Source organism: Vibrio sp. 14N.309.X.WAT.E.F5 (genome assembly GCF_030397615.1).
Classification (GTDB): domain Bacteria; phylum Pseudomonadota; class Gammaproteobacteria; order Enterobacterales; family Vibrionaceae; genus Vibrio; species Vibrio lentus.
In genome coordinates this window covers 87,540-108,541 of the sequence record NZ_JAPNXR010000003.1, presented here as the reverse complement: position 1 = coordinate 108,541, position 21,002 = coordinate 87,540, and the positions used below count along the sequence as shown (strand labels likewise).

The following is a 21,002-nucleotide window of genomic DNA, read 5'->3' as shown; positions in this document are numbered from 1 at the left end:
GCCACGCTGTTCATTAAGAATTAGCGTGGCTTTCTATTTCTAGATTGAGTCTATTACTAACTCAGTCTGCTATTAACTCAAGTTGTTGTTAAACCAGTTCGTTGCCGCTGGTGTTGCCTGTAAAGAAGGCATCAATACTGGTTAGTGTTGTATTGGCAATGTTGAACAGAGCATCTTTAGTTAAGAAGGCTTGGTGACCTGTGAACAATACGTTGTGACAAGCAGATAAGCGACGGAATACGTCATCCACAATCACATCGTTAGATTTGTCTTGGAAGAACAGTTCTTTTTCGTTGTCGTAGACATCAAGGCCAAGCGCGCCAATCTTGCTCTGTTTCAACGCTTCAATTGCAGCGGTTGAATCAAGCAACTCACCACGACTGGTGTTGACGATCATCACGCCATCTTTCATTTTGCCAAATGCCGTTGCATCTAATAGGTGGTAGTTCTCTTTACTCATTGGGCAGTGCAGAGAAATCACGTCAGACTCTTTATAAAGCTCGTCGAGCTCAACGTATTTAGCGCCCAGTTCTTTTGCCAATGGGTTCGGGTACGGGTCGTAGCATAGGATGTTCATGCCTAAACCTTTCAGAATACGCATGGTAGCTAGGCCGATTTTACCTGAACCAATTACACCAACAGTTTTACCGTGGAAGTTAAAGCCAACCAAACCCTCAAGGGAGAAGTTCGCATCACGAGTACGTTGGTATGCTTTGTGTAGTTTACGGTTCAAACACATCATCATGCCGACCGTGTGTTCTGCTACCGATTCTGGTGAATAAGCAGGAACGCGAACCACTTGCAGACCAAACTCTTTGGCTGCGTCTAGGTCGACTTTATCAAAGCCAGCACAGCGCATCGCAATCAGCTTAGTGCCGCCTTTCGCTAGAATCTCTAGCACATCTCGAGATAGGTCGTCGTTTACAAACGCACAAACCACTTCGTTGTCGTGCGCCATTTTTGCTGTTGTTGTAGTGAGTCGAAAATCATGAAAATGGAACTCGGCGTTGAGTTCGCCTTTTGCAAGTTCAAATGATTTTTCGTCGTATGATTTTGAGCTAAAAAAAGCAATGTTGAGCATGGCTTCCTCTCTTACCTAAAATATAAATAATCCACTTATTCATTACCTGAAACGGGATTAAAACTAATAACTTTGTCCAGTGTGCTAGAGTTTTTTTCTCTTGTCTATCACCATTAATCATTGTAATTACTATGGTTATTTGATCTTCTATCATCACTTTTTGAACATTGAAAATCACATTACGAAGTAGCTTGCTTATAAGTTCATCAATATTGAATGGATCTTACTTTCGGGTGTTGAACATCTTCTTGGTCTCTTTTTCTGACCAGAAGTTAATGTTGAATTGCGCGTCGTCACTCAGTTCCACTCGATGCCAATATTGAGGTGGGCTTGTGGCAAATTGCCCAGCTTGGATCGTGATAACATTTTCTGGTTCCGTTGCGTCGGCATCGGCAAAGCCATAGAAGGTGACGGTACCTTCCATTACGCAGATCTGGCCGAATACGCCTTCTGCGGTGTTGTGATGGTTGAGAAGCGCAGCTGGTATGTTGTCCTTGGTGAAAAATGGTGTGGAACGTTGAATTTTCCAGTGTGACGGAATACGTAAATGACTCATATAAAACCTCTTTTCGAACTGTGTTTTTACTTATGTATTGAAATTAGCAGTCAGGATTACCAATAGTTCTCACTACTAAATTGACCTGGCTTCTTGCGTAAGTGTTTTTGTAATCCCAACGATATTAGTGCTTCGCTCGTGTCTCGAACCATTTGGGGATTACCGCAAAGATAGAAGAAACTATGTCTTTGGTTGATAGTGATAGACGAGGCTCGTTCAAGGTCGCCTCCAAGTAACAAGCTTGGGATTCGTCCGCGCAAAGTTCCGGTGACTGATTCTCTAGAAATAATTGGCACATACTTAAGTTTCCCCTGAAAGTGTTCAACGAGTTGATTGATTCGGTCTTGATACGTGAGGTCTTGCTCTGTTCTTACAGCGTGAACCAGCACAAGGTTGTTGAACGACGTTGTTTTTTTGAAATCTACTTTGCCTTGTTGTTCTATCAACAGGCTTTCGAGCATAGAGATAAAAGGGCCTACGGCCGTTCCGGTTGAAAGCATCCATAGATCATCTGCGATCTCTGGGATCTCCTCTAATGTCATGAACCCACTTGGGTCTTTACCGACAAAGATGTCGTCGCCTACCTTCAATTGATGAAGTTGAGGAGAGAGCTGACCGTTTTGATCCTTAACAATTAAAAACTCAAGCGACTGATGACCGTGTTCGTGCTCTGGCGCATTCACCATTGAGTAAGCACGTCTAACAAACTCGCCTTCACTGTTACGTAATCCCAGCTTAGTGAACTGCCCTGCTTGGTAGAGCGAGACTGGCGCACTGACTTGAAGAGAGAACAGTTGCTCCGTCCATTCGGTCTTGTGTACGACTTTTCCGGTTACTAAGCCATGAGGAATATCTGTCATATCATCACCTTTATTTAGAGAAGTTATCTCATTAAGGATACTCAACTATCTTACTTTTTGGAGTTGCATGTACCATGCCAATAATGAGAATGCTTATCAATACTGTATTTGTAAAGGAAATCACTTTCAATAGAGTCAAAAGCACCCATACCGATAAGTGTCTTAATGACTCTTGATTGTCTTTTTGTTTTCATTTGAAGGTTGGGGCGTGATGACTTGGTTATGGCTAGTTTTGAACTGAGCTTGATCAAACTCAATGAGTGGTTTGACCCTTGAACGATTCCACCAATAACTGAAGAGAATAATTTACAGATGAGTATAATGGCGGCTTTCGATCTCAATATAGCCTTGTTTTATGCTTGATAATCTTCGTATGGTCTTGAACGTTTTGTTCGTGACAATCAATACTGCTATGACGGCTTTTACCGTCAGTTTCTTTGGCCTCATCAAACTGATTCTCCCGATACATCCGGTTCAAAAAGTGTGTACTCGTTTAGCCAATTTCACGTTCTGGTGCTGGGCTTCTCTTAACTTATGGATGCTTAACGTTAATAACGATATCGAGTGGCAAGTTGAAGGTGGGGAAGATATCTCTACCAAGCAGTGGTATTTGATGATGTCGAATCATCTAAGCTGGGCGGATATTGTTATTTTGTCTTCTATTTTGAAAGACAAGATGCCGATGACTAAGTTCTTCCTTAAACACGAACTGTTGTATGTTCCTTTTGTCGGTCTGGCCTGCTGGGGCTTAGACATGCCTTTCATGAAACGCCATTCACGTGAGTTTTTATTGCGCAACCCAGAACGTCGTAATGATGATTTTGATGCGATTAATAAGGCGTGTACCAAGTTCAAACTTGCTCCGACAACATTGGTCAATTTTGTCGAAGGAACGCGTGCTAACCACGAGAAGCTATCGACAGTGAAGACACCTTATCGACACCTACTAAAACCGAAAACCGGCGGTGTGGCGTTTGCTCTATCTGCAATGGGCCCAATATTAGATGGTATTGTCGACGTTACTTTGGCCTACCCAGAGAATCAGACTTCTCCGTTTGAAGACATGCTGAAGGGTAAGATGAAGAAGGTGGTCGTACGTATTAAATTGCACCCAATGGATGAGAACGTCAACGGTAACTATTTTGAAGATAAAGCGTTTAAACGCCGTTTCCACAGTTGGTTGAATAACACGTGGAAAGAAAAAGACGACTATCTTGATACGGTTTATGGGGTTGAAACGACTGATGAGCCTGATGCGGTTCACAAGAAACAAGAGCAGTAAGCTCAAACCAAATTGATAGCAATAAAAAAGCCGACAGTTCAATGAACTATCGGCTTTTTTATTGAGTCGGCTTTATCAGAGGTAAGCGATAGAGTTAGTACTTACTATAATCTAGTGGCATCAGAACCAATGCTATATGCAGGACAGGTGAGGGCTAAATCGCTTGGTAAGCATCAATGATGTGCTTCACTTCGCTAGGCTTACCTTGCTTCTCTTGTCCTTGATGGATACGTAAGTAGTGCTGCAATGTTTTGGCTTTGTATTGCTGTGATACCTTCATTTTCTTATCACTACTTGGTGTCCAGATCTTGTCACCGACGTTTGATATTTCGCTAACGTTTTGGCTTTTTTCTGCATCACCTTGGTTATTACTCACCAATAAAATCTCGTAGTAACGACGGTTTTCTTCAATCAATACTTCGTCAATAAGGCCGAACTTGAGCGCTTTTAAATGGCTTCTTAGTTCGAATTGCTGATGCACTGGGCAAAGCAAAAAATCAATATCTTTGTCTGGATGCTGGCGATGAATGTCGTCGACGAGTTTTTGAGTTAGATCGCCACCCACACCAGCAATTATAACGAGGTGTCTGCCAGTGTGCTTATCCAGCGGAATGGCTGCGACATCTAAACAATAGACTGTCCACTGACTCTGCTTGTGTTGCTCAACGTTGTTATCTTGAGGAAAATAACGCGTTAACTTACCTTCAAGCTCGTTCATAAGAGAAGGAACAATATCGATAAAGTGAATCTGAGGGGCTTTGTTATCTGACAACAGTTGAACCCCCAAAAAACCGTGATCACAGCAACAATCCCAAATGTGTTGGTAGTCATTGCTGACAAGAGAGTGGAGAGTTTGCAGTCGGTTGCTGAGCTTCATAAGATTCGTGTCGTTAGAAAGTGATAGGGCGTTGTCGTATCGAAGGCGCATTGTAATGACTTTATACAAAAACAAAAGCACCTGGAGGTTAAATCCTAGGTGCTTTATGTGTACACGGAAGTCTGCGGTGGTTTATGAAGCTTGCGCGACAGCTCTAATATGGCCTTCCACTCTGTTCTTTCCTAGCTGTTGTGCAATCAATTTAGATTGTTCAGCCAAAGCTAAAGCGGCATCGACTGCCCCTTCAACCTGCGAAAACCCAATGCTCACGCTGAGTGAGAGTGTTATCTCAGGCGCTTCGATGGTTTTGGCTGCGATGCTTAATCGACACTGATCAAGCTGATGTTTCGCGTCTTGCGCACTATTGGCCTTGAATACGATCCCAAACTCTTTTTCGTTTAAGCGAGATAGACAGATCCCTTTGGGTTTTGGGAAATGGGAACGTAAGATTTCTGCGGTCAGCGTGATCATTTTATCGCCAATCGACTCACTATAAGCTCGATTTATGTGGTCGAAATTATCGATATCTAGCAGAGCAACGCAGGTATCGGGTTCAGACGAATGTATCCGTAAAGCTTCATCAAAATGCGCTTTATTGTCGAGTTGGGTCATCAAGTCTTTACAGCTAACTTGTAGGTGAATTAATAAATTAGATAACGATACTTCGGCGTAACTACGGATCATACGCAGAATAGATTTATTGATCGGAAGTCGACTGTTGATGTAAATCACCGCGATAAGCTGCTTACGAGCATGAAGTGGGATGCAATAGTGGCGTTGGTGGATCTTGAGTTTTCGCGCCAATACATCGGCATACTTGCCATTTTGATAGGTTAACTGCTCTGGAAAGAAGCTGTCTGCAAATGCTTGGTCTATGTGAACAATTGACTTATTACCGTGATAATCAATGGTGCAGAACGAGTGGCACTCGGCTTGATACAGGCAAAACTGAATACCGTTGTGATAGGTGAAGCTATTGATTATCGATTTTAATTGATCTTTAAAACTCACCAGATCGTTCACTCGATTAAGCGAAGATAGTTCAGAATTAAGTCGGTGAATCAGATAGCTGGCTACAACCCAAAGCAGCAAAAGCGATCCGATAACAATACCGGTCAGAGTAAACTGGTGAGAGCTGGTGAGAATGTCTTTTCTATCCGTACCGGCAATGAATACCCAATTGAGGCTGTTGTCAGCGTCAAACACCGAGACTTTGAAATTATCCTGATAGTAGTACTCATGATTACCCTTTAGTTGACCTAAAGATAATAAGTGACTGATCCCTGCATGATAGCTGATTGATTTGGAGCCCACGCGTTTCGGGTCTGGGTGGAATACGAGTCGTTCTGTGGTTCTATCAACAACAAACACGTAGCCGTTATCGAGTGTTTTTAAGTCTCTTAAGCCTTGTGTGGTATGCAGCAAATCAAATTCTATCCATATTTCTTCATTGAGCTTAGGCACGGTATGTTTGACTGCGAACACCCAGCGGTCATCAGGCTTTTGGTAAATAGAAGATATATAGAAATCATCGACGACGGTATCTAAAGGTTGCCATTCAATCGCTGAAATTTGGCTTGCCGAGAGTGGGATACCCCGAGTCGAGATGTACTGCTTAGATTGAGGTTGGTAACGAATAATATCGGCAAAGTTAGGTGTTCTTTTTAGAATGTTTCCACTTAATTCAACAAATTTATCGCTGTTTACTGCCCCTGTTTTTATGTCACCAAGGCTAGTTTCTAAGAAATACAATTTGCCGAAGGTCGCTTCGATATTGGACTTGATAATTGAGGTGGCAATGCGGATGTTTGAAGATGATTGAGATTCTGCTGAGTTCTCTGCTTGGCTCAATTGCGTTGCTGCGAGATAGAGCATTCCTCCGGTTAATAAGAGTACGTAAGGTTTGAAAAGCCGAATAAGTGTTTTAGGTAAAGCCATGATATCCAAAGACGTTATAGATTCATTTTTATAGTACGGCCATACTAAACAGTTTTCGTAATCACATCAATGCAAATGATTCCATATAAAAGGATGATTTCTGTGATATTCAGCTAACAAAAAAGCCAGCTATAAATATAACTGGCTCCTATGGTTTTTGATGTTTTATTAAGCTGACTGAGCTTTTAACCTAAATCAAATCAAATCAAATCAAATTAGTCTTGGCTGGTGAATAGTGCAAAATAGCCATTGAAGTCGGCGATAGCAGCATTTCACCTTCTGCATGACCCGGTTTTACGTTTCGTAAATTGGTATCACAGATAGTCACCCAGTTTTGGTCTCGATCACTTGGTAACGTAAAGCGAGCTGGTGCATTGGTTTGGTTGATCAAGTAAATCAACTCATCACCATCTTTACCGATCCCTAAATGCAACGCCACTGAGCTCAAACGGTTCCAATCATCATGTTCCATGAGTGTGCCATCAACACGGCTCCAGAAGATGCGGTTAGAGTTACGCTTTTCACCGCTGAATGCCTTAATAAATGGCACCATGTACTGTTGACGTGCCGCAATCATTTCCGACAACCAACTCTTGAAGTAGGTTTTACGCTCTGAGTCTTCCCAGTTTAACCAACTGGTTACACCATCTTGGCAGTAGGCGTTGTTGTTGCCTTTTTGAGAGTGAGAGAGTACATCTGCGGTCAGAATATGTGGAATACCAAAGGCGAATAACAAGCTCGCCATAAAGTTGCGCTTTTGTTTTTCACGAGTCGCAATTACCAGTAGGTTTTCAGTTTCCCCTTCGACACCATAGTTGTCTGAGCGGTTGTCACCATGTCCATCACGATTGTTCTCACCATTCTCTTCATTGTGCTTGTGCTTGTAAGAGACAAGGTCTTGCATGGTGAAGCCATCATGATACGTGATGTAGTTGACGGTGAGTTTGTACGGCCAATGCGCGGCGCTGTAGATGTCTCGAGATCCCATCAAGCGAGTTGCAAACTCTTTCAGGTAGCCTTGATCACCGCGCCAGAAGCTGCGAGTGATGTCTCTGAGCTTGTCGTTACACTCATTCCAACCGAGTGGGAAATTACCCACCTGATAGCCGTTCGGGCCGATATCCCATGGTTCTGCGATGAGCTTGGTTTCTTTGAGTACTGGATCTTGAGCAACGGCTTTGAAGAAAGCAGCTTCAGGGTTGTAGTTATCACCTTCGCGCCCCAGCGTTGCTGCCAGATCAAAGCGGAAGCCATCAACTTGGAATTCGCTGACCCAGTAACGAAGCGTATCCATGACTAAGTTCAGTGCTGGCTGGTGAGTAAGGTCGACCGTATTACCGCAACCAGTGAAGTTTGCGTAATGACAACCATGTTTAATGTAGTAGCGGCTATCTAGAGCTTTTAGGTTGAAGGTGGTACCACCTTCGCCGCCTTCAGCTGTGTGGTTGTAGACCACGTCGAGAATGACTTCAATACCATTACGGTGTAGCTCGCGAACTGCTGTCTTTAGCTCGGTCACGGCATCTTTCTCGGCATAACGAGGATCTGGCACCATGAACAGGTATGGGTTGTAGCCCCAGTAGTTCACTTTCCCCATGTCTAGAAGATGAGGTTCATGCATACACGCAGCAATAGGTAAAAGTTGTAGAGAGTTGATGTTTTGCTGTTTGTAGAACGCTAGCATTTCAGGGCTAACCAAGCCCATGTAACGACCTTTGGTGTTGGTTGCTACCTCTGGGTGAAGTTGAGAGAGGCCTTTTACATGGGTTTCAAAAAGAACGGTATCTTCTCGACTGATACGTGGCTTTTCTACGTCTTGCCAATCAAAGGTGTCATCAACAACAAGGCATTTTGCCATCGAAAAGCTCTTTTCATTGTTATATGGCGTGACGTAATCGAGTGGTTCGCTGATTGCTTTAGCGTAAGGGTCTGAAAGCAGGATCGGGCCTTCATCAGTTTCAGCAAGGAAACCGTATTTTTGTCCTGCTTTTATGCCTTCAACAAACACATATCTAATATCAGCGTATTCGTTGTCTAGTTTATAAGTAACAAATTCGTCATTCTCATCGAATAATGCGAGGGAGAGGGATTTACAGTCAGGAGAATAAATAGAGAAGTTACAGCCAGTGTTACCTAGCGTTGCGCCTAGCGGATAAGGGCGAGCGAGCGTTCTAGTCATTGCTTGATTTCTTGTTCGTTTATCAACATCAGTGAACTATTAGTAAAAAGCTTTGTCACAGTAAGGTCAAGCAACTTCACATAATAATTACGATGAAAAAAATAATTCATCGATGAAGTTCAAATTATATATTTGAAGTAGATCTCACTTATGCTGAATAATTAGATCTGAGTGCTGCCTACTCCTCCTAGATTAAGTGATCTACCTCTTTAAAACACCATTCTGTATATTTTCTACTCCCCTCTAGTCCCCCTTAATTAAGTGAGGGGTGGAGGAAGTCAAACTTGTCATCCCCTCTTAATATTGACTCCGTTGAAACGAATCAGGGGAAACCCTAAACCTCTCTATCTTACGTCCGCCATTACTGCCTTTGGTTGCCGCAAGAGAGCAAAAATATAAAAACCTAAAATAAATCGTCCTTAATGGAGTTAAGAATGAAAAAAGTAAGTTTGATTGCTGCTGCAGTGGCAACTACATTAGCTGCTGGCTCTGCGTTCGCTGTAGATTTTAATGGTTACATGCGTGCTGGTACTGGTATCAGTGCAAGCGGTTCTGGTGACGTATCTGTTAATAAAAACGGTATTGGTCGTCTAGGTAACGAAAATGACAACTACTCTGAGTTTGGTTTTGCTGAAGAGCTAAAAACAGGTGAGCAAACTTGGCGTATTGAATCGATGATCGCATCTGGTGCTCCAGGCGAAAATGGTTGGGAAGATGCTGACTTCAACGTTGCACAATTTGCTGTTAAAGCGAAAGGTCTGATTACTTCTGATAAAGAAGCGACTATTTGGGCTGGTAAAACATACTACCAACGTAAAGACATCCACATTACTGACTTCTACTTCTTGAACACTTCTGGTACTGGTGGCGGTGTTGAGAACCTATCAATTGGCGACCAGAAACTGTCTGTTGCATTGATTCAAGATAATGGTTCTCAAACATCTGATACGGACAAGTACGGTTGGGTTGCAGGTACGAATCCAGGTGACACTCCTACATGGGGTGTAGTTGGTAAAGAATCTGAAGATGTAACTGGCTACATTGCTGATGTTCGTTTAGCTAACATTGGCCTTTGGTCTGACGCTTCTCTAGAAGTTGCGATGGCGTACAACTTCGCTACTTCAACTGATGGTCAATCAGTTAAAGGTGATGACGGTCTACTAGTTACAGGTATTATCCACCAAGGTATGGATAATGGCTTTAACCAAACTGTATTACAGTACGGTACTAACGGCTACGGTGTTCAAGCTGCTAACTTCTGGGGTGCTGGCGCATACTACGACCGTTCAGGCGACCAAAATGATGCAACGGGTTACCGCTTGATCAACTGGGGTGTTATGAACCTGGGCGAATCATGGGAAATGGGTCACCAACTTGCTTACCTAGCTGGTTCTGAAATTGGTGCTTCTAAACAAGACATCGATCAGTACTCTGTAGTGGCTCGTCCAATGTACAAGTGGAACGACACAATGCGTACAGTATTTGAAGCTGGTTACAACGCTGGTGAGAAAATCAACAGCGCTGGTACTGGTGTAGAAGACTTTGGTAACGCTAAATTCACAGTAGCTCAAGCTTGGGCTATGGGTGACAGCTTCTGGGCTCGTCCTGAAATCCGTGTTTACGGTTCTTACATCCTAGATACTGAAAATGACAACGCATTTGGTACAAATGAAGATACTGAATACGTAGCTGGTATCCAAGTAGAAGCGTGGTGGTAAACACCTAGCTTAACAAATCCTAAACTGTCCTAATTCATAGCCGGCTCGCGTCGGCTATTTTTTTAAGGAATGTACAAATAAATTGATCGTTCCCTAGGTGAATAGTTCTCTTTGTGGTAATTAAAGTTAGTAAATTTCTTAAAAAAATAACAAAAAGGAAGGGTTATGTATTTTAAAGCTCTAATGTTGAGCGGCTGTGTTGCGTTAGCCGGTTGTCAATCTGCACAAGTAGTCGAGCAAGTGCAAGTGGCGCAGGCTGAACAAGTAAATTCTATTGCTGGACTTCAGTTTGCAGCAATGAAATTACCGAGTTCTGTAATTTTTGATGTTACGCCAGAAAGCCAACACCTGAACTACCAATCGATTAATAGCCCTGTGGTTGCAGTTGAGCTTCCTGCGAATCGTGGCGAGTATTCATTAACAATTTCTAGTTTGATTGGAGATACAGCATTTGTCCCACGTGCAGTAATCTACGACAAAAATGGTAAAGAGTTAGAAAGCTACGGCCAAAGCGACTTTGAATATAAGAAGCCTAGAATGCACTTGGGCAATAGACTTGTTGCTGAAAAAGAGTTCTTCCCACCACGTACAGAAGATTCGGTTTTCTTAGTGGTTTACACTGACCAGCAAGAGATTGGTGGTTTTACAGATGTGATCCATCCTGCTCGTTTAGATGCTGAAGGTCGTGGTAACTATTTACCAGAAGTGAAAGATATTCCAATTCCAAACGGTAATGTCGGCAAAATAGAAGTGACTATCGATAGAGCGAGTTTCTTCTCGTTTGGTTCATCGAGCAGCGAATCTAACGCTAAACCAGCGGTTGCTAAGATCGATACCATTCAACCTGAAACGCAAACCTACTATCACAATGCGATTCAAACGGCTGTAACTGAAGACAATATTCCGAAAGCTCTGAGCTTATTAGATGAAGCAAAAGCACTAGGTATTGAAGGCGCGCAAGAAGTATTTGTAAAAGCCGTTAATAAAAAGTAGTCGACGAGTTTGTAAATACCTATTGATATAAAGAGAAGGGCTCCTAACTAGGGGCCTTTTTTATTGCCTGCAATAAGTAAAAAATAACATTTACAATCACTGAATACTTGGGGTTTAAATAACTACTGACGTACACATAATAATCAATTGCTAATATAAATGGACGTTCTTGGCTATTTATGGTCTTGATTTACTCACTGCTGATTAAAACACTCTTGTCTATTTTAATCCTCTCAAAAAGCTGAATACGAACTCTATTGACGCATCGCCATTTCATTTACCAACCTAAATCTAAACTCGGCTTCCTAAATTTCACACACACTTAAATTAGACGCTCACTCGAAGTCGTTATGCTTTCTACTAAGAACTAAGGTGGCTCGTCTATCACTTAACACTGAGTATTGTTCGATGAGATGCAAAGCAACGGTGTGGTGCATTGGGATTAGAGTTTATTGAGGATAAAAAAAGGGAGACTGACGTCTCCCAAAAGGCTAGCTTTCGCTGGTTTTATTATCTGTTTATTAGAATCATAAGGCTTAATTCTTGATTACTGAAACGACCGCTTTTTCTACATTGTCATCTAACTCATGAATCGCATTCAGAGTGAATGTGTAGCTGCCAGCTTCAGTGACGCTAAGCTTACAGTTCCCATCATCTGCGGTCTCGAGGGCTATAGATCCAGATGCCAGTTCAAGAGAGTTGCAGCCAAGGTTAGGTGTTCCCCAATCTGCATCCGAAAACTTGAAGCCATAGTTATTAGCTTCTAAGTTGCCTGTTACAGAATAAACACCATTAGCAACAAAGCTCATCGCCCAATCATCACTTGCGCCCCATTCATTCATGTCACCACGAACGTAAACAGTCGTTTGGCCGTAAGGCGGAATGCTAGATACATCTTTACCTGAGTTATCAACCGGTAGACCTGCTCCTTGTACGACGCCATTTTGGGCTTGTACGAACACTGCGGTTGTTAACGCAGGTACAGTGAAAGTTTCAGCGGCAAAGCTTGCGCCTTTCACTGTGTCATCAGCTGAACTTTTTTGAACTGTGTGCAGTGCGAAACCTGTCGCTCCTGTGATTTTGAACGATTGAGATTCATTGGTAGAGTTTACAATCGCGACAATCGCATCGTTGGCTGAGTCAAGGCTTTTGCCTGCGGACACACCATCATCGATAGACATCACGATTAGGCCTTCGACTTGATCTTCGCCAACGTTACGGAAGTCGACACGCTTCATGACTTCGTCTGCTGTGTCTAAGCGGAACAGTTCACTTGAGCTGCGGATTTTCAATAGCTCTAGGAATTGCTGCTTAGTTAGTTCAATGTCGTCTGCGTCTGGTTTAGCCGTACTGTCAGCAATGATAGTTTTGATCAAATCCCAGTTAGCACCATCTTTGTCTTCACGTGGTAAGCCAACATTCCAGTTGTTGTCAGTGCCATCAAACACGACGCGGTTGTACCAGTCACCTGAATCGTAAGAATCGCGCTGCATAGACTTAGAACGAAGTAGTTCAGAACCCATATGGATGAATGGTATACCTTGGCCTAACATCACGGTAGAAAGCGATACAGACTGCATGCGAGCACGCTCTGCAGAACTAGTACCTGCAGCGATCTTGTAAGCGTTGTTATCCCAAAGCGTTTGGTTATCGTGTTTTGAAACGTAAGAGATGTTCTCTGAAGGCATTTTTGTGTAACCAGCGGGCGCGCCGTTGTAGTCGACGTTTTTACCCAGTTTGGTGTCGCCTTTGTAATCAATTAGCACGTATTCTGCGAGGTTACCTGCCATCCCTAAACGAACAAGATCTTGGTTGTGTAAGCGACCGTTGGTAGAGTCTTGGTCGGACTTTGTTTCTTCGTTGGCAATCGCTGCGTTACCAAAGCCTTGGTTAAAGCGAAGTGGGTGGTTGCCTTCTGAATCGACGCCACCATCAAACGGGCTACCGCCACGTACGGCGTCGCGCAAACGGTCTGAGAAGGTACCGATTTCTGTGCCTGCCATGTTGATTTGGTTTGCTTGATCGAAGCGTGCGTTATCCGCTACTTCGCCAAAGTCCCAACCTTCACCGTAGAAGAGGGTATTCGGGTCGATTTTGCGCACTTCTTCCAATGCTTCGACCATTACGTCTTTTGGCTGGTGGCCCATTAAGTCAAAACGGAAACCATCCACTTTATAGTCGTCAGCCCACACCTTAAGTGAATCGACCATTAACTTACCCATCATTAGGTTTTCAGTCGCAGTGTTGTCACAACAAGTCGAGTTTTCGACGCCACCAGTGTTTACGTTAAGACGGTGATAGTACCCAGGGACAATCTTATCCAGTACTGATTTATCGTTCACACCAGACGCGTTGGTGTGGTTGTATACCACGTCCATGATCAGTTTAAGATCCATGTCGTGCGTGGCTTTTACCATTTGACGGAACTCTAGAATACGCTGAGAACCGTTTGGATCTGTCGCGTAGCTGCCCTCTGGAACCGTGTAATGGAATGGGTCGTAGCCCCAGTTGAAGCTGTCGAGCATACGCAGGTCGTTCATTAGCGCTTGTGCATCGCCTGTTGAAGGATCATAACCATCGAGTACATCTTCGATGACCTTATTTTCGTCTTCGTTTCCACACAAAGCGGCGGCAGGTTTTACATCACATAGCTTACCAACGGTATCAGTAATATCGACACGGCTCGCTTCATCTTCATCGACGGTAGCGATATCAAATGCCGGTAAGATATGCAGCGTCGTTAAACCTGCATCTTTCAAAGCTTGTAGGTGCTTGACCGACTCACGATCTGCTTCTGTGAGAGCGAGGTACTTGCCGTTTAGGCTCTTTGTGCCGAGCTTATCGCTGAAGCTAAAGTCACGCAGGTGTGATTCGTAAAGTACGTGGTTTGTGTCTTGAACCGTTTTTTCTGTGTCGCGCTTATAGTTACTCCAGCCTTCTGGTTTCAGTGTTGAATCATTAAGGTCAATGACTTGAGAGTATGCAGAGTTTTTCGACAAACTGAGTGAGTAAGGGTCGGTTACTAGGCGAGTTTCAATGTTACCTGTGGTTGGATGGTAGACCTTCACTTGGTAACGGTAGTAACTGTTGACTGCACTAGACACAGCATCAGTCGCCCAAATACCTGTCTCAGTGCTCTCCGTCATTGGGAACACTTGTGAATTTTGCAGATCTTCGCTGTATAGGACGAGTTCTACATCTTGCGCTGTTGGTGCCCAAAGTTTGAAGGTAGCCGCACTGCCTTCAACAATCGCGCCTAGTTCTTCACCCATTGCGTTACCAGCATCTTCGCTAGCAAATACCGCATCAAGCACACCTGGCTTTTGAACCTCAGTTGAAGAGATAACATCGCCATTGGCATTATAGGCAACAAAAATTATCTGAGATTTTAAGATGGTGCGTAATGTGTTGTCGTCAACGTCGATAGCAAGGGCAGGTAAGCTTGCAAGGTGGCGGAAACGCTCTTTCAATTCAGAAGACAATTCCCCATCTTTGCTTAGTTCAATTGCAGTGCCGCCCACGATCTCTTTGTCGTCGTTCATCGTGATGCTGTTATCGAGTGCGTAGAACAGTTTCACAGAATCGGCGTTACCAGCGGCTTCCCAGGCGATGGTCTCTGCGTCCAACCAATGCGCTTTTTGGCCATCGATATTGACGGGACGCTCTGAAATTGGGTCGTAATACAACTCGCTGCTGCCATGGAACCCGAATACGCCCTGTGAATCGCCAAGCTTGGTTAGCTCGATTTTAGAATTGGCACTACCAAACGCTTTTTCGTCGCCATTGTGTAAGATGAAATTCATGCATTTATGTGGGTCAGAAGCATCTGGATCGACTTTCAACACATAGTAAGCGCCGTAGGTATCACTGATACCATCAAATTCGTAAGGTGCTTCCCAGTTAGTACCCGTTTCGCTTAAACCCATGGCTACTAAGTCCGTGCTAGTACAGCCTTCGCCATTCCATAGGTGAAGCCCCCAGCCGTCGTAAGTAGAACCCGAAGTGCTTGCAGCTGCAACATCACGTTTGTAATACACAACGACTTCGTTTTCGCCTGCTTTGTATAAGCCACTGTTGCCAGCATCCGTGTCGCTGTTGTTATCGCTGCCACAGCCTGCGACAAGGGTGGCGGTGAAGAGAGGTAGAATCGCTTTGGCTAGCGTTGATCGTCTGAAGCTTCTCTTTTTTGTAAAGTCGAAGGTGCGTTGTAGAGTGATGTTCTTATTAATATTTATGTTGTTCACGTTTGATATCCATATTTCACTTTTTATGAAGATGAATATCCTAGTCCGAATGATGGCCAACTATTTGTGATGGCTATATGTAAAGTTATTTTTAATACGTAAAAATAGGAAACCTAGTGTCAGTATCACGCTTTGTATTTGGTTTAAGTGAAATTAATTGGATCAATAGCTCATATGTTCGATATTAATAACCTAAGGCGTAGAAGCTAGGAGTAGATAATAAGGATGAGAGCTCATCCTTATTAATGTGAGGAAGGTATCGAATTGAGAGGTTGTTAATTTAACTTGGGAATTAAGTTAATTATCAATTAGTAAGTTAATAGTTGTTCGGTAACTAATATTGATCGATAGGTTATTCATCTAACGATAATACCCAAACCAAAGATGCGAGCGGTTTTAATTCGATATTAAAATTTCCGATGCTATTTTCAACGTTGAATACTTGTTGGCGAACGCCCTCAATATGTTCATCTAGCAAGTAATTGCCATCCGTTATTTTAAGCTTTTGGATGACATCATTTGGGACCTTCAAGTGAATACTCTCAGTGGCGTGTCGGCTGAAATTTGCGGCAGCAATAGTGAGCTCTTGGTCATCATAGCGAAGGAATGCGTAGACTGAATCACTCAAGTTATTGCACTGGTGTAAGTCTCGGTATTCACCTGTCATTGAAGAATGCTCAAGCGAAAAGTTCATTACCTTTTGATAGAAGTGACGTAGTTGCTTTTCGTTTTCGTCTAATAATTCGCCATCGAAGGCACCATGATTCATCCATTTTTGATGTTGTGGGACTCCGATGTAATCGAATATAGAAGTGCGTGAGGGCTGTCCAAACCCTGCATTCTCTGCACCGGGTTCTCCGACTTCTTGTCCAAAGTAGATCATGGTTGGAGAACTGCTCAATAACGCGCTTACGAGCATTGCTGGTTTGGCGATATTCGGGTTGCCAACAAAGTCTGGAGACGCGATGCGTTGCTCATCATGATTATCCAAGAAGTGCAGCATGTGATGTTCAATATCCATCATCTGATGTTGGATCTCAGGGATGATTGCCGTTGAAGCTTTGCTTTGCATGATGGCTTTGAGGCCGTCGTACAGGTCAACCTTGTCATAGAGGTAGTCCATCTTGCCGAGATGAATGTAGTCGCGGTATAAGTCCGGTTGATATACTTCAGCCATTAAAAAGGCATCTTGGTTTTTCATCTTTATCGATGAATTGAGGTAGCTCCAGAATTCGACTGGAACCATCTCAGCCATATCGTAGCGAAACCCATCAACGCCTTTGTCTAACCAGAATAATGCGATATCTCGGAACTTAATCCAAGAGCTAGGCACAGCGACCGATTCCCAGAAATGATGATGCTCTCGGTAATCTCGTTGGGCATAGTCACTCGGTAGTTCAGGGAAGTCTTTTGAACCGTCTGGTCGCACGCCATAATTGATTTTCACCGTTTCATACCAATCATCGAAATTAGGCTTGGCTAAACGTGAGCCGTTACCCGTCCATTTGGCCGGCGTCTCTATAAACGGGGAGCTTAGGTTAGGGTGCTGTTCACCACCAAGCGGCGTAAAAGCGGGCTCGATATCAGGCAGTTCAAAAGTGCTGTCGGGGATGTAGTAGAAGTTATTGTCTCTGTGGTATTCCTGCGTTGTGTCATCTTGAGCACCAAAGTCACAGACGCCTTGTGGATTGTTTAAGCTTTTATAGTGACGCGCAACGTGATTCGGTACGATATCGATGATCACTTTTAAACCGTTATCGTGACTTCTTTTAATTAACGCTTCAAACTCTTCTAACCGATGTTCAGGGTTGTTGGCGAGGTCAGGATTGACTGAGTAGTAATCTTTAACCGCATAAGGCGAACCTGCGCGTCCCTTAACTACGTTAGGGTGATCGTCTGAAATCCCGATGTGCTTGTAATCATTGATGACGGCGTGATGTGGCACCCCGGTATACCAAATATGAGTCATACCGAGTTTGCGGATTTCTGACAGCGCTTTGTCGGTAAAATCACTGAACTTACCGACGCCATTTTGCTCGATTGTGCCCCATGGAACATGTTGGGTGTTTTTATTGCCAAATAAACGCGTAAAAACTTGGTAGATGGCGTACTTTTGGTTGTACATATTTATAATTCCTTTAACTTCCATCATGTTATGTAGGGATGAAAGGGCTGTTTATTCTTTGCAGGCTAACCGAATTACAATATGCCTTACTCATCCTTATCAAAATCTACAGGGCGTAATTGCTACAGTATGTGAGCTGTTACCCAAAAGGAGTTGATGTTGTCTTCATCTATTCAAATCGCGATCACTTATTTGGTGTTGGTGGCCGTGTCTGTGTTGTTTTCAGAAAGTTCTAAAGCGCTGTTGGTTTGGTATCTGGCTATCGGATTGGTGACGTTTTTTGTATACGCGAAGGACAAGCGAGCTGCGATCAATGGCAATTGGCGCGTGCCAGAGAAAACTTTGCATATTTTTTCTGTTGCTGGTGGCTGGTTAGGGGCGTTGATCGCTCAAGATAAGCTACGCCACAAAACGCAAAAGCAGCCGTTTAGGGCGATTTATTGGCTGACTGTGGTAATCAATGTAGCAGCATTTTTATGGACGCTAACCCCGAGCGGGCAGGCGATATTTGGACGTTGGCTTAGCGAGATTATTGGATACTTGTAATGAAATTGATGGCCAGTAATCACTTACTAACCATCATAGGGAAACTATCTGGTTACAACATCGGAATCGTTGAGGCTAGAAGTAAGCCTGCCATACCGTAGTTGAAGCTCTTGATGCGTACTGGTGTTGTTAACCAGTGTTGCAGTTGTTTGCCTGCTGCCGTCCAGAATGTCACTGATGGCAAGTTAGCTAGCGTAAAAATTGCTGCGATGATTGCAAGCTCCCACCATGAACTGCCACTGCTATAAACGGATATCGCAGTCAGAGCCATCGACCAACCTTTAGGGTTCACCCATTGAAAACTGGCAGCGCCGATGAAGGTCATTGGTTTAAAAGCCTCAGTACTTTTCGCTTTGCCGCTCAATGCTATCTTAATCGCAAGGTACACGAGGTAAGCAAGGCTCAGGTATTTTAAGATTTGGTGAGAGACCGGATAGGCGTTAAAAATCCCCATTAAGCCGAAGCCAACCAGTAGCAACATGGCTGCAAACCCCAGAGCAATGCCCAGCATGTGCGGAATAGTACGAGCAAAGCCAACATTGGCTCCTGATGTCATGAGCATGATGTTATTTGGACCTGGTGTGAAGGTCGAGACAAACGCAAACAAGGCAAGTGCGCTAAGTTGTTCTAAAGGCATTGTGATTCTCCAGCAGTAAAATGAACGAAGTGACTGACCGGTCATGACTTTCACGTGTTGAGAAACATAGTAGGTGGAAAGTGAGGCAATTATGTGCTTTTATTTCCTCAATTATCACTTAATGCACAATAATAAGTACTTATGGATAGATTTGACGAAAGGATATTGCAAGAGCTTAAAATGGACGGCAGAATCTCCAACATTGAGCTTTCTGAACGGATTGGTTTGTCGGCTTCAGCGACCTTAAGGCGAGTACAAGATCTCGAGCGTAAAGGGATCATTCAAGGTTACCGTGCAGTTCTGGATAATGGCCTGATGGGCGTTGGCTTTATTGCTTACGTTTCGATTGGTTTATCGAGCCACAGCAAAGCGGCTCAGCTAGAGTTTGAACAGCATGTCAGTATGGAAAAAGAGGTGGTGGAGTGCCATAACATTACTGGTGCTAACGAGTACTTGCTTAGAGTTGAGACGAAAGATCTACCGGGCTATAAGAAGTTTCATGCCGATGTGCTTGGGGAATGTGCTCAGGTTCAATCCATTACGACCATGGTTGTGATGGATACACCCAAAGATGAACGTTAGTCGAGTTTTATTTCAGGAGAGGCGCAGTGCCAAATACTAATCAGTTGTTATTGTTCTTAGATGTGGTTCAACAAGGGTCGTTTACCAAAGCGGCAACCTTGCATGATATGGACAACTCATCACTCTCTAAACAGATAAAAAAACTCGAGCAAGATTTAGGTGTTCAGTTGCTCAACCGTTCTACGCGTTCGTTCTCGTTGACGTCGGCAGGGGAAGATATTCTCGCGCAAACCTATGTGCTGAAAGATACTATTAATCAGATCCAAGGTATTGCCGACTCGTACCAATCTGAACCCAAAGGTGTGCTACGAATTACGTCGCCGATCTATTTTGGTCAGCAATACTTGCAACCTATCATTACTCAGTTCATGAGAAAGTACCCTGATGTTCAGATTGTGCTGTCATTGGACGACAAGATCGCCAACATTATTGCAGGGCAGTTTGATATCGCGTTTCGCTTCAGTAAGCTTGTTGAATCGAACTTGATTGCCAAGAAGATTGCCGACAGTAATTTTATGTTGGTCGCTTCGAACGACTTTGTGAAGCAGCATGGTGAGCCGAAGACGCCACAAGATCTACTCGCGTTACCTGCCGTGATTTATACCAATGGTGATATGACGGTCGATCATCTGCGTATCAGTGAAGAGCCGCATGGCAACACTTTCCAAAGCCTAACGATTCGTGGCAACTATAAGGTGAGTGATGTTCGTACCATGGTCTCCTGTGTGAAAGATGGCTTGGGTTATGGCTTCCTTGATCAATCAAACCTGTATGCCTCAATGAAAGAACTTGGCTTGGTCACTTTACTGCCAGATTATCCGATCTCTACGATTGATACCGCAATCTACGCTGTCTATCCGCACCGTAAGCAGACCAAACTAGTCAAAGAGTTCATTACTACGGTGCAAGACTATATTGGCTCTCCGACCATTTGGGAAAAGATGCAGCAAGGTTAGTTGTCTTTCTAAAAGTTTAAACACAAAAAAGGAGCCAGATCGTCACACGATCTGGCTCCTTTTTATTTTTCCGGCAGTCACTAATTTACAATGTAAAGCTTAGCTATAGCAGGCCTGAGCAGTTCTTACTCTCGGGAATAGAGGCTCATGACTCGAGATCAGTGCTCGTGAATCGCTTCCTTGCCACTTGGGTACGCTTTGGAACCCAGCACATCACCGTCGACTTCTTTACCATAGTAACCTTGGTGGTTGTGGTAACGCTTAGCATTGCCTGCAACATCACCCTTGTATCGTGGGTCTTGTGGGCGTTCATGACTGTTCACAAAAGCGGCCACATCCCAAGCATCTTGAATCGAAAGCTGCTGACTCTTTCCAAGCGGCATGTTTTCATAGATGAAATAGGCAGCGGTGTTCACGCGGTGCATACC

The 21,002-nt window shown here is 43.7% G+C and carries 15 protein-coding genes and 1 pseudogene; 6 read left to right on the top strand and 10 right to left on the bottom strand.

Features of this window, described 5'->3' with window-relative positions; all coding sequences use genetic code 11:
* Positions 1 to 88: 88 nt before the first annotated feature.
* The 3 genes from OW495_RS04805 to OW495_RS04795 form a co-directional block, all read right to left on the bottom strand.
* The gene (locus OW495_RS04805) at positions 89 to 1,081 is read right to left on the bottom strand and encodes a 2-hydroxyacid dehydrogenase (protein WP_102512990.1); all 993 of its coding nucleotides are present in this window, start codon (positions 1,079 to 1,081) and stop codon (positions 89 to 91) included.
* Positions 1,082 to 1,304: 223 nt separating this feature from the next.
* On the bottom strand, positions 1,305 to 1,637 hold the full coding sequence (locus OW495_RS04800) for a DUF1971 domain-containing protein (RefSeq protein WP_065111520.1): 333 nt from the start codon (positions 1,635 to 1,637) through the stop codon (positions 1,305 to 1,307).
* A gap of 56 nt (positions 1,638 to 1,693) precedes the next feature.
* A complete protein-coding gene (locus OW495_RS04795) occupies positions 1,694 to 2,497 on the bottom strand; it encodes a ferredoxin--NADP reductase (RefSeq protein ID WP_102290961.1) in 804 nt (267 codons plus the stop codon).
* A gap of 355 nt (positions 2,498 to 2,852) precedes the next feature.
* Between OW495_RS04795 and OW495_RS04790 the strand changes: the two genes are divergently transcribed.
* The gene (locus OW495_RS04790; RefSeq protein ID WP_102290960.1) at positions 2,853 to 3,779 is read left to right on the top strand and encodes an acyltransferase; all 927 of its coding nucleotides are present in this window, start codon (positions 2,853 to 2,855) and stop codon (positions 3,777 to 3,779) included.
* 154 nt (positions 3,780 to 3,933) lie between these two features.
* Here OW495_RS04790 and OW495_RS04785 read toward each other — a convergent pair whose 3' ends face one another.
* The 3 genes from OW495_RS04785 to glgX all read right to left on the bottom strand — a co-directional run bounded on the left by OW495_RS04785 (position 3,934) and on the right by glgX (position 8,773).
* Positions 3,934 to 4,656, bottom strand: coding sequence for a tRNA (adenine(22)-N(1))-methyltransferase TrmK (locus tag OW495_RS04785; RefSeq protein ID WP_102290967.1), 723 nt, complete (start codon positions 4,654 to 4,656; stop codon positions 3,934 to 3,936).
* Between the two features lie 132 nt (positions 4,657 to 4,788).
* Positions 4,789 to 6,531 (bottom strand): diguanylate cyclase, encoded by a 1,743-nt coding sequence (locus OW495_RS04780; protein WP_289885630.1) that lies wholly within the window; start codon positions 6,529 to 6,531, stop codon positions 4,789 to 4,791.
* Between the two features lie 268 nt (positions 6,532 to 6,799).
* On the bottom strand, positions 6,800 to 8,773 hold the full coding sequence (glgX, locus tag OW495_RS04775; RefSeq protein WP_102290959.1) for a glycogen debranching protein GlgX: 1,974 nt from the start codon (positions 8,771 to 8,773) through the stop codon (positions 6,800 to 6,802).
* 434 nt (positions 8,774 to 9,207) lie between these two features.
* On the opposite strand from glgX, the gene lamB reads away from it, so the two are divergent.
* Positions 9,208 to 10,491: a maltoporin LamB gene (lamB, locus tag OW495_RS04770; protein ID WP_198592616.1), complete on the top strand. Its 1,284-nt coding sequence runs from the start codon at positions 9,208 to 9,210 to the stop codon at positions 10,489 to 10,491.
* Positions 10,492 to 10,656: 165 nt separating this feature from the next.
* Positions 10,657 to 11,484, top strand: coding sequence for a MalM family protein (locus OW495_RS04765; protein ID WP_102290957.1), 828 nt, complete (start codon positions 10,657 to 10,659; stop codon positions 11,482 to 11,484).
* A 536-nt stretch (positions 11,485 to 12,020) separates the two neighbouring features.
* Here OW495_RS04765 and pulA read toward each other — a convergent pair.
* Together pulA and OW495_RS04755 are read right to left on the bottom strand one after the other, a co-directional pair.
* On the bottom strand, positions 12,021 to 15,728 hold the full coding sequence (gene pulA / locus OW495_RS04760; RefSeq protein WP_102290956.1) for a pullulanase-type alpha-1,6-glucosidase: 3,708 nt from the start codon (positions 15,726 to 15,728) through the stop codon (positions 12,021 to 12,023).
* 352 nt (positions 15,729 to 16,080) lie between these two features.
* Positions 16,081 to 17,853, bottom strand: coding sequence for an alpha-amylase family protein (locus OW495_RS04755; RefSeq protein ID WP_102290955.1), 1,773 nt, complete (start codon positions 17,851 to 17,853; stop codon positions 16,081 to 16,083).
* A gap of 156 nt (positions 17,854 to 18,009) precedes the next feature.
* On the opposite strand from OW495_RS04755, the gene OW495_RS04750 reads away from it, so the two are divergent.
* Entirely contained in the window at positions 18,010 to 18,399 is a 390-nt protein-coding gene (locus OW495_RS04750) for a DUF1294 domain-containing protein (RefSeq protein ID WP_102290954.1), read from the top strand.
* Positions 18,400 to 18,451: 52 nt separating this feature from the next.
* Here OW495_RS04750 and OW495_RS04745 read toward each other — a convergent pair whose 3' ends face one another.
* Positions 18,452 to 19,036, bottom strand: a complete 585-nt coding sequence (locus OW495_RS04745) for a LysE family translocator (RefSeq protein WP_029222567.1) — start codon at positions 19,034 to 19,036, stop codon at positions 18,452 to 18,454.
* 141 nt (positions 19,037 to 19,177) lie between these two features.
* Here OW495_RS04745 and OW495_RS04740 point away from each other — a divergent pair, with 141 nt between their 5' ends.
* Both OW495_RS04740 and OW495_RS04735 read left to right on the top strand, forming a co-directional pair.
* Positions 19,178 to 19,618, top strand: a complete 441-nt coding sequence (locus OW495_RS04740) for an Lrp/AsnC family transcriptional regulator (protein ID WP_102290953.1) — start codon at positions 19,178 to 19,180, stop codon at positions 19,616 to 19,618.
* A gap of 26 nt (positions 19,619 to 19,644) precedes the next feature.
* Positions 19,645 to 20,574, top strand: a complete 930-nt coding sequence (locus OW495_RS04735; RefSeq protein ID WP_004732134.1) for a LysR family transcriptional regulator — start codon at positions 19,645 to 19,647, stop codon at positions 20,572 to 20,574.
* 158 nt (positions 20,575 to 20,732) lie between these two features.
* On the opposite strand, the pseudogene OW495_RS04730 reads toward OW495_RS04735, so the two are convergent.
* Positions 20,733 to 21,002: pseudogene (locus OW495_RS04730) on the bottom strand (cytochrome C); the annotation flags it as partial.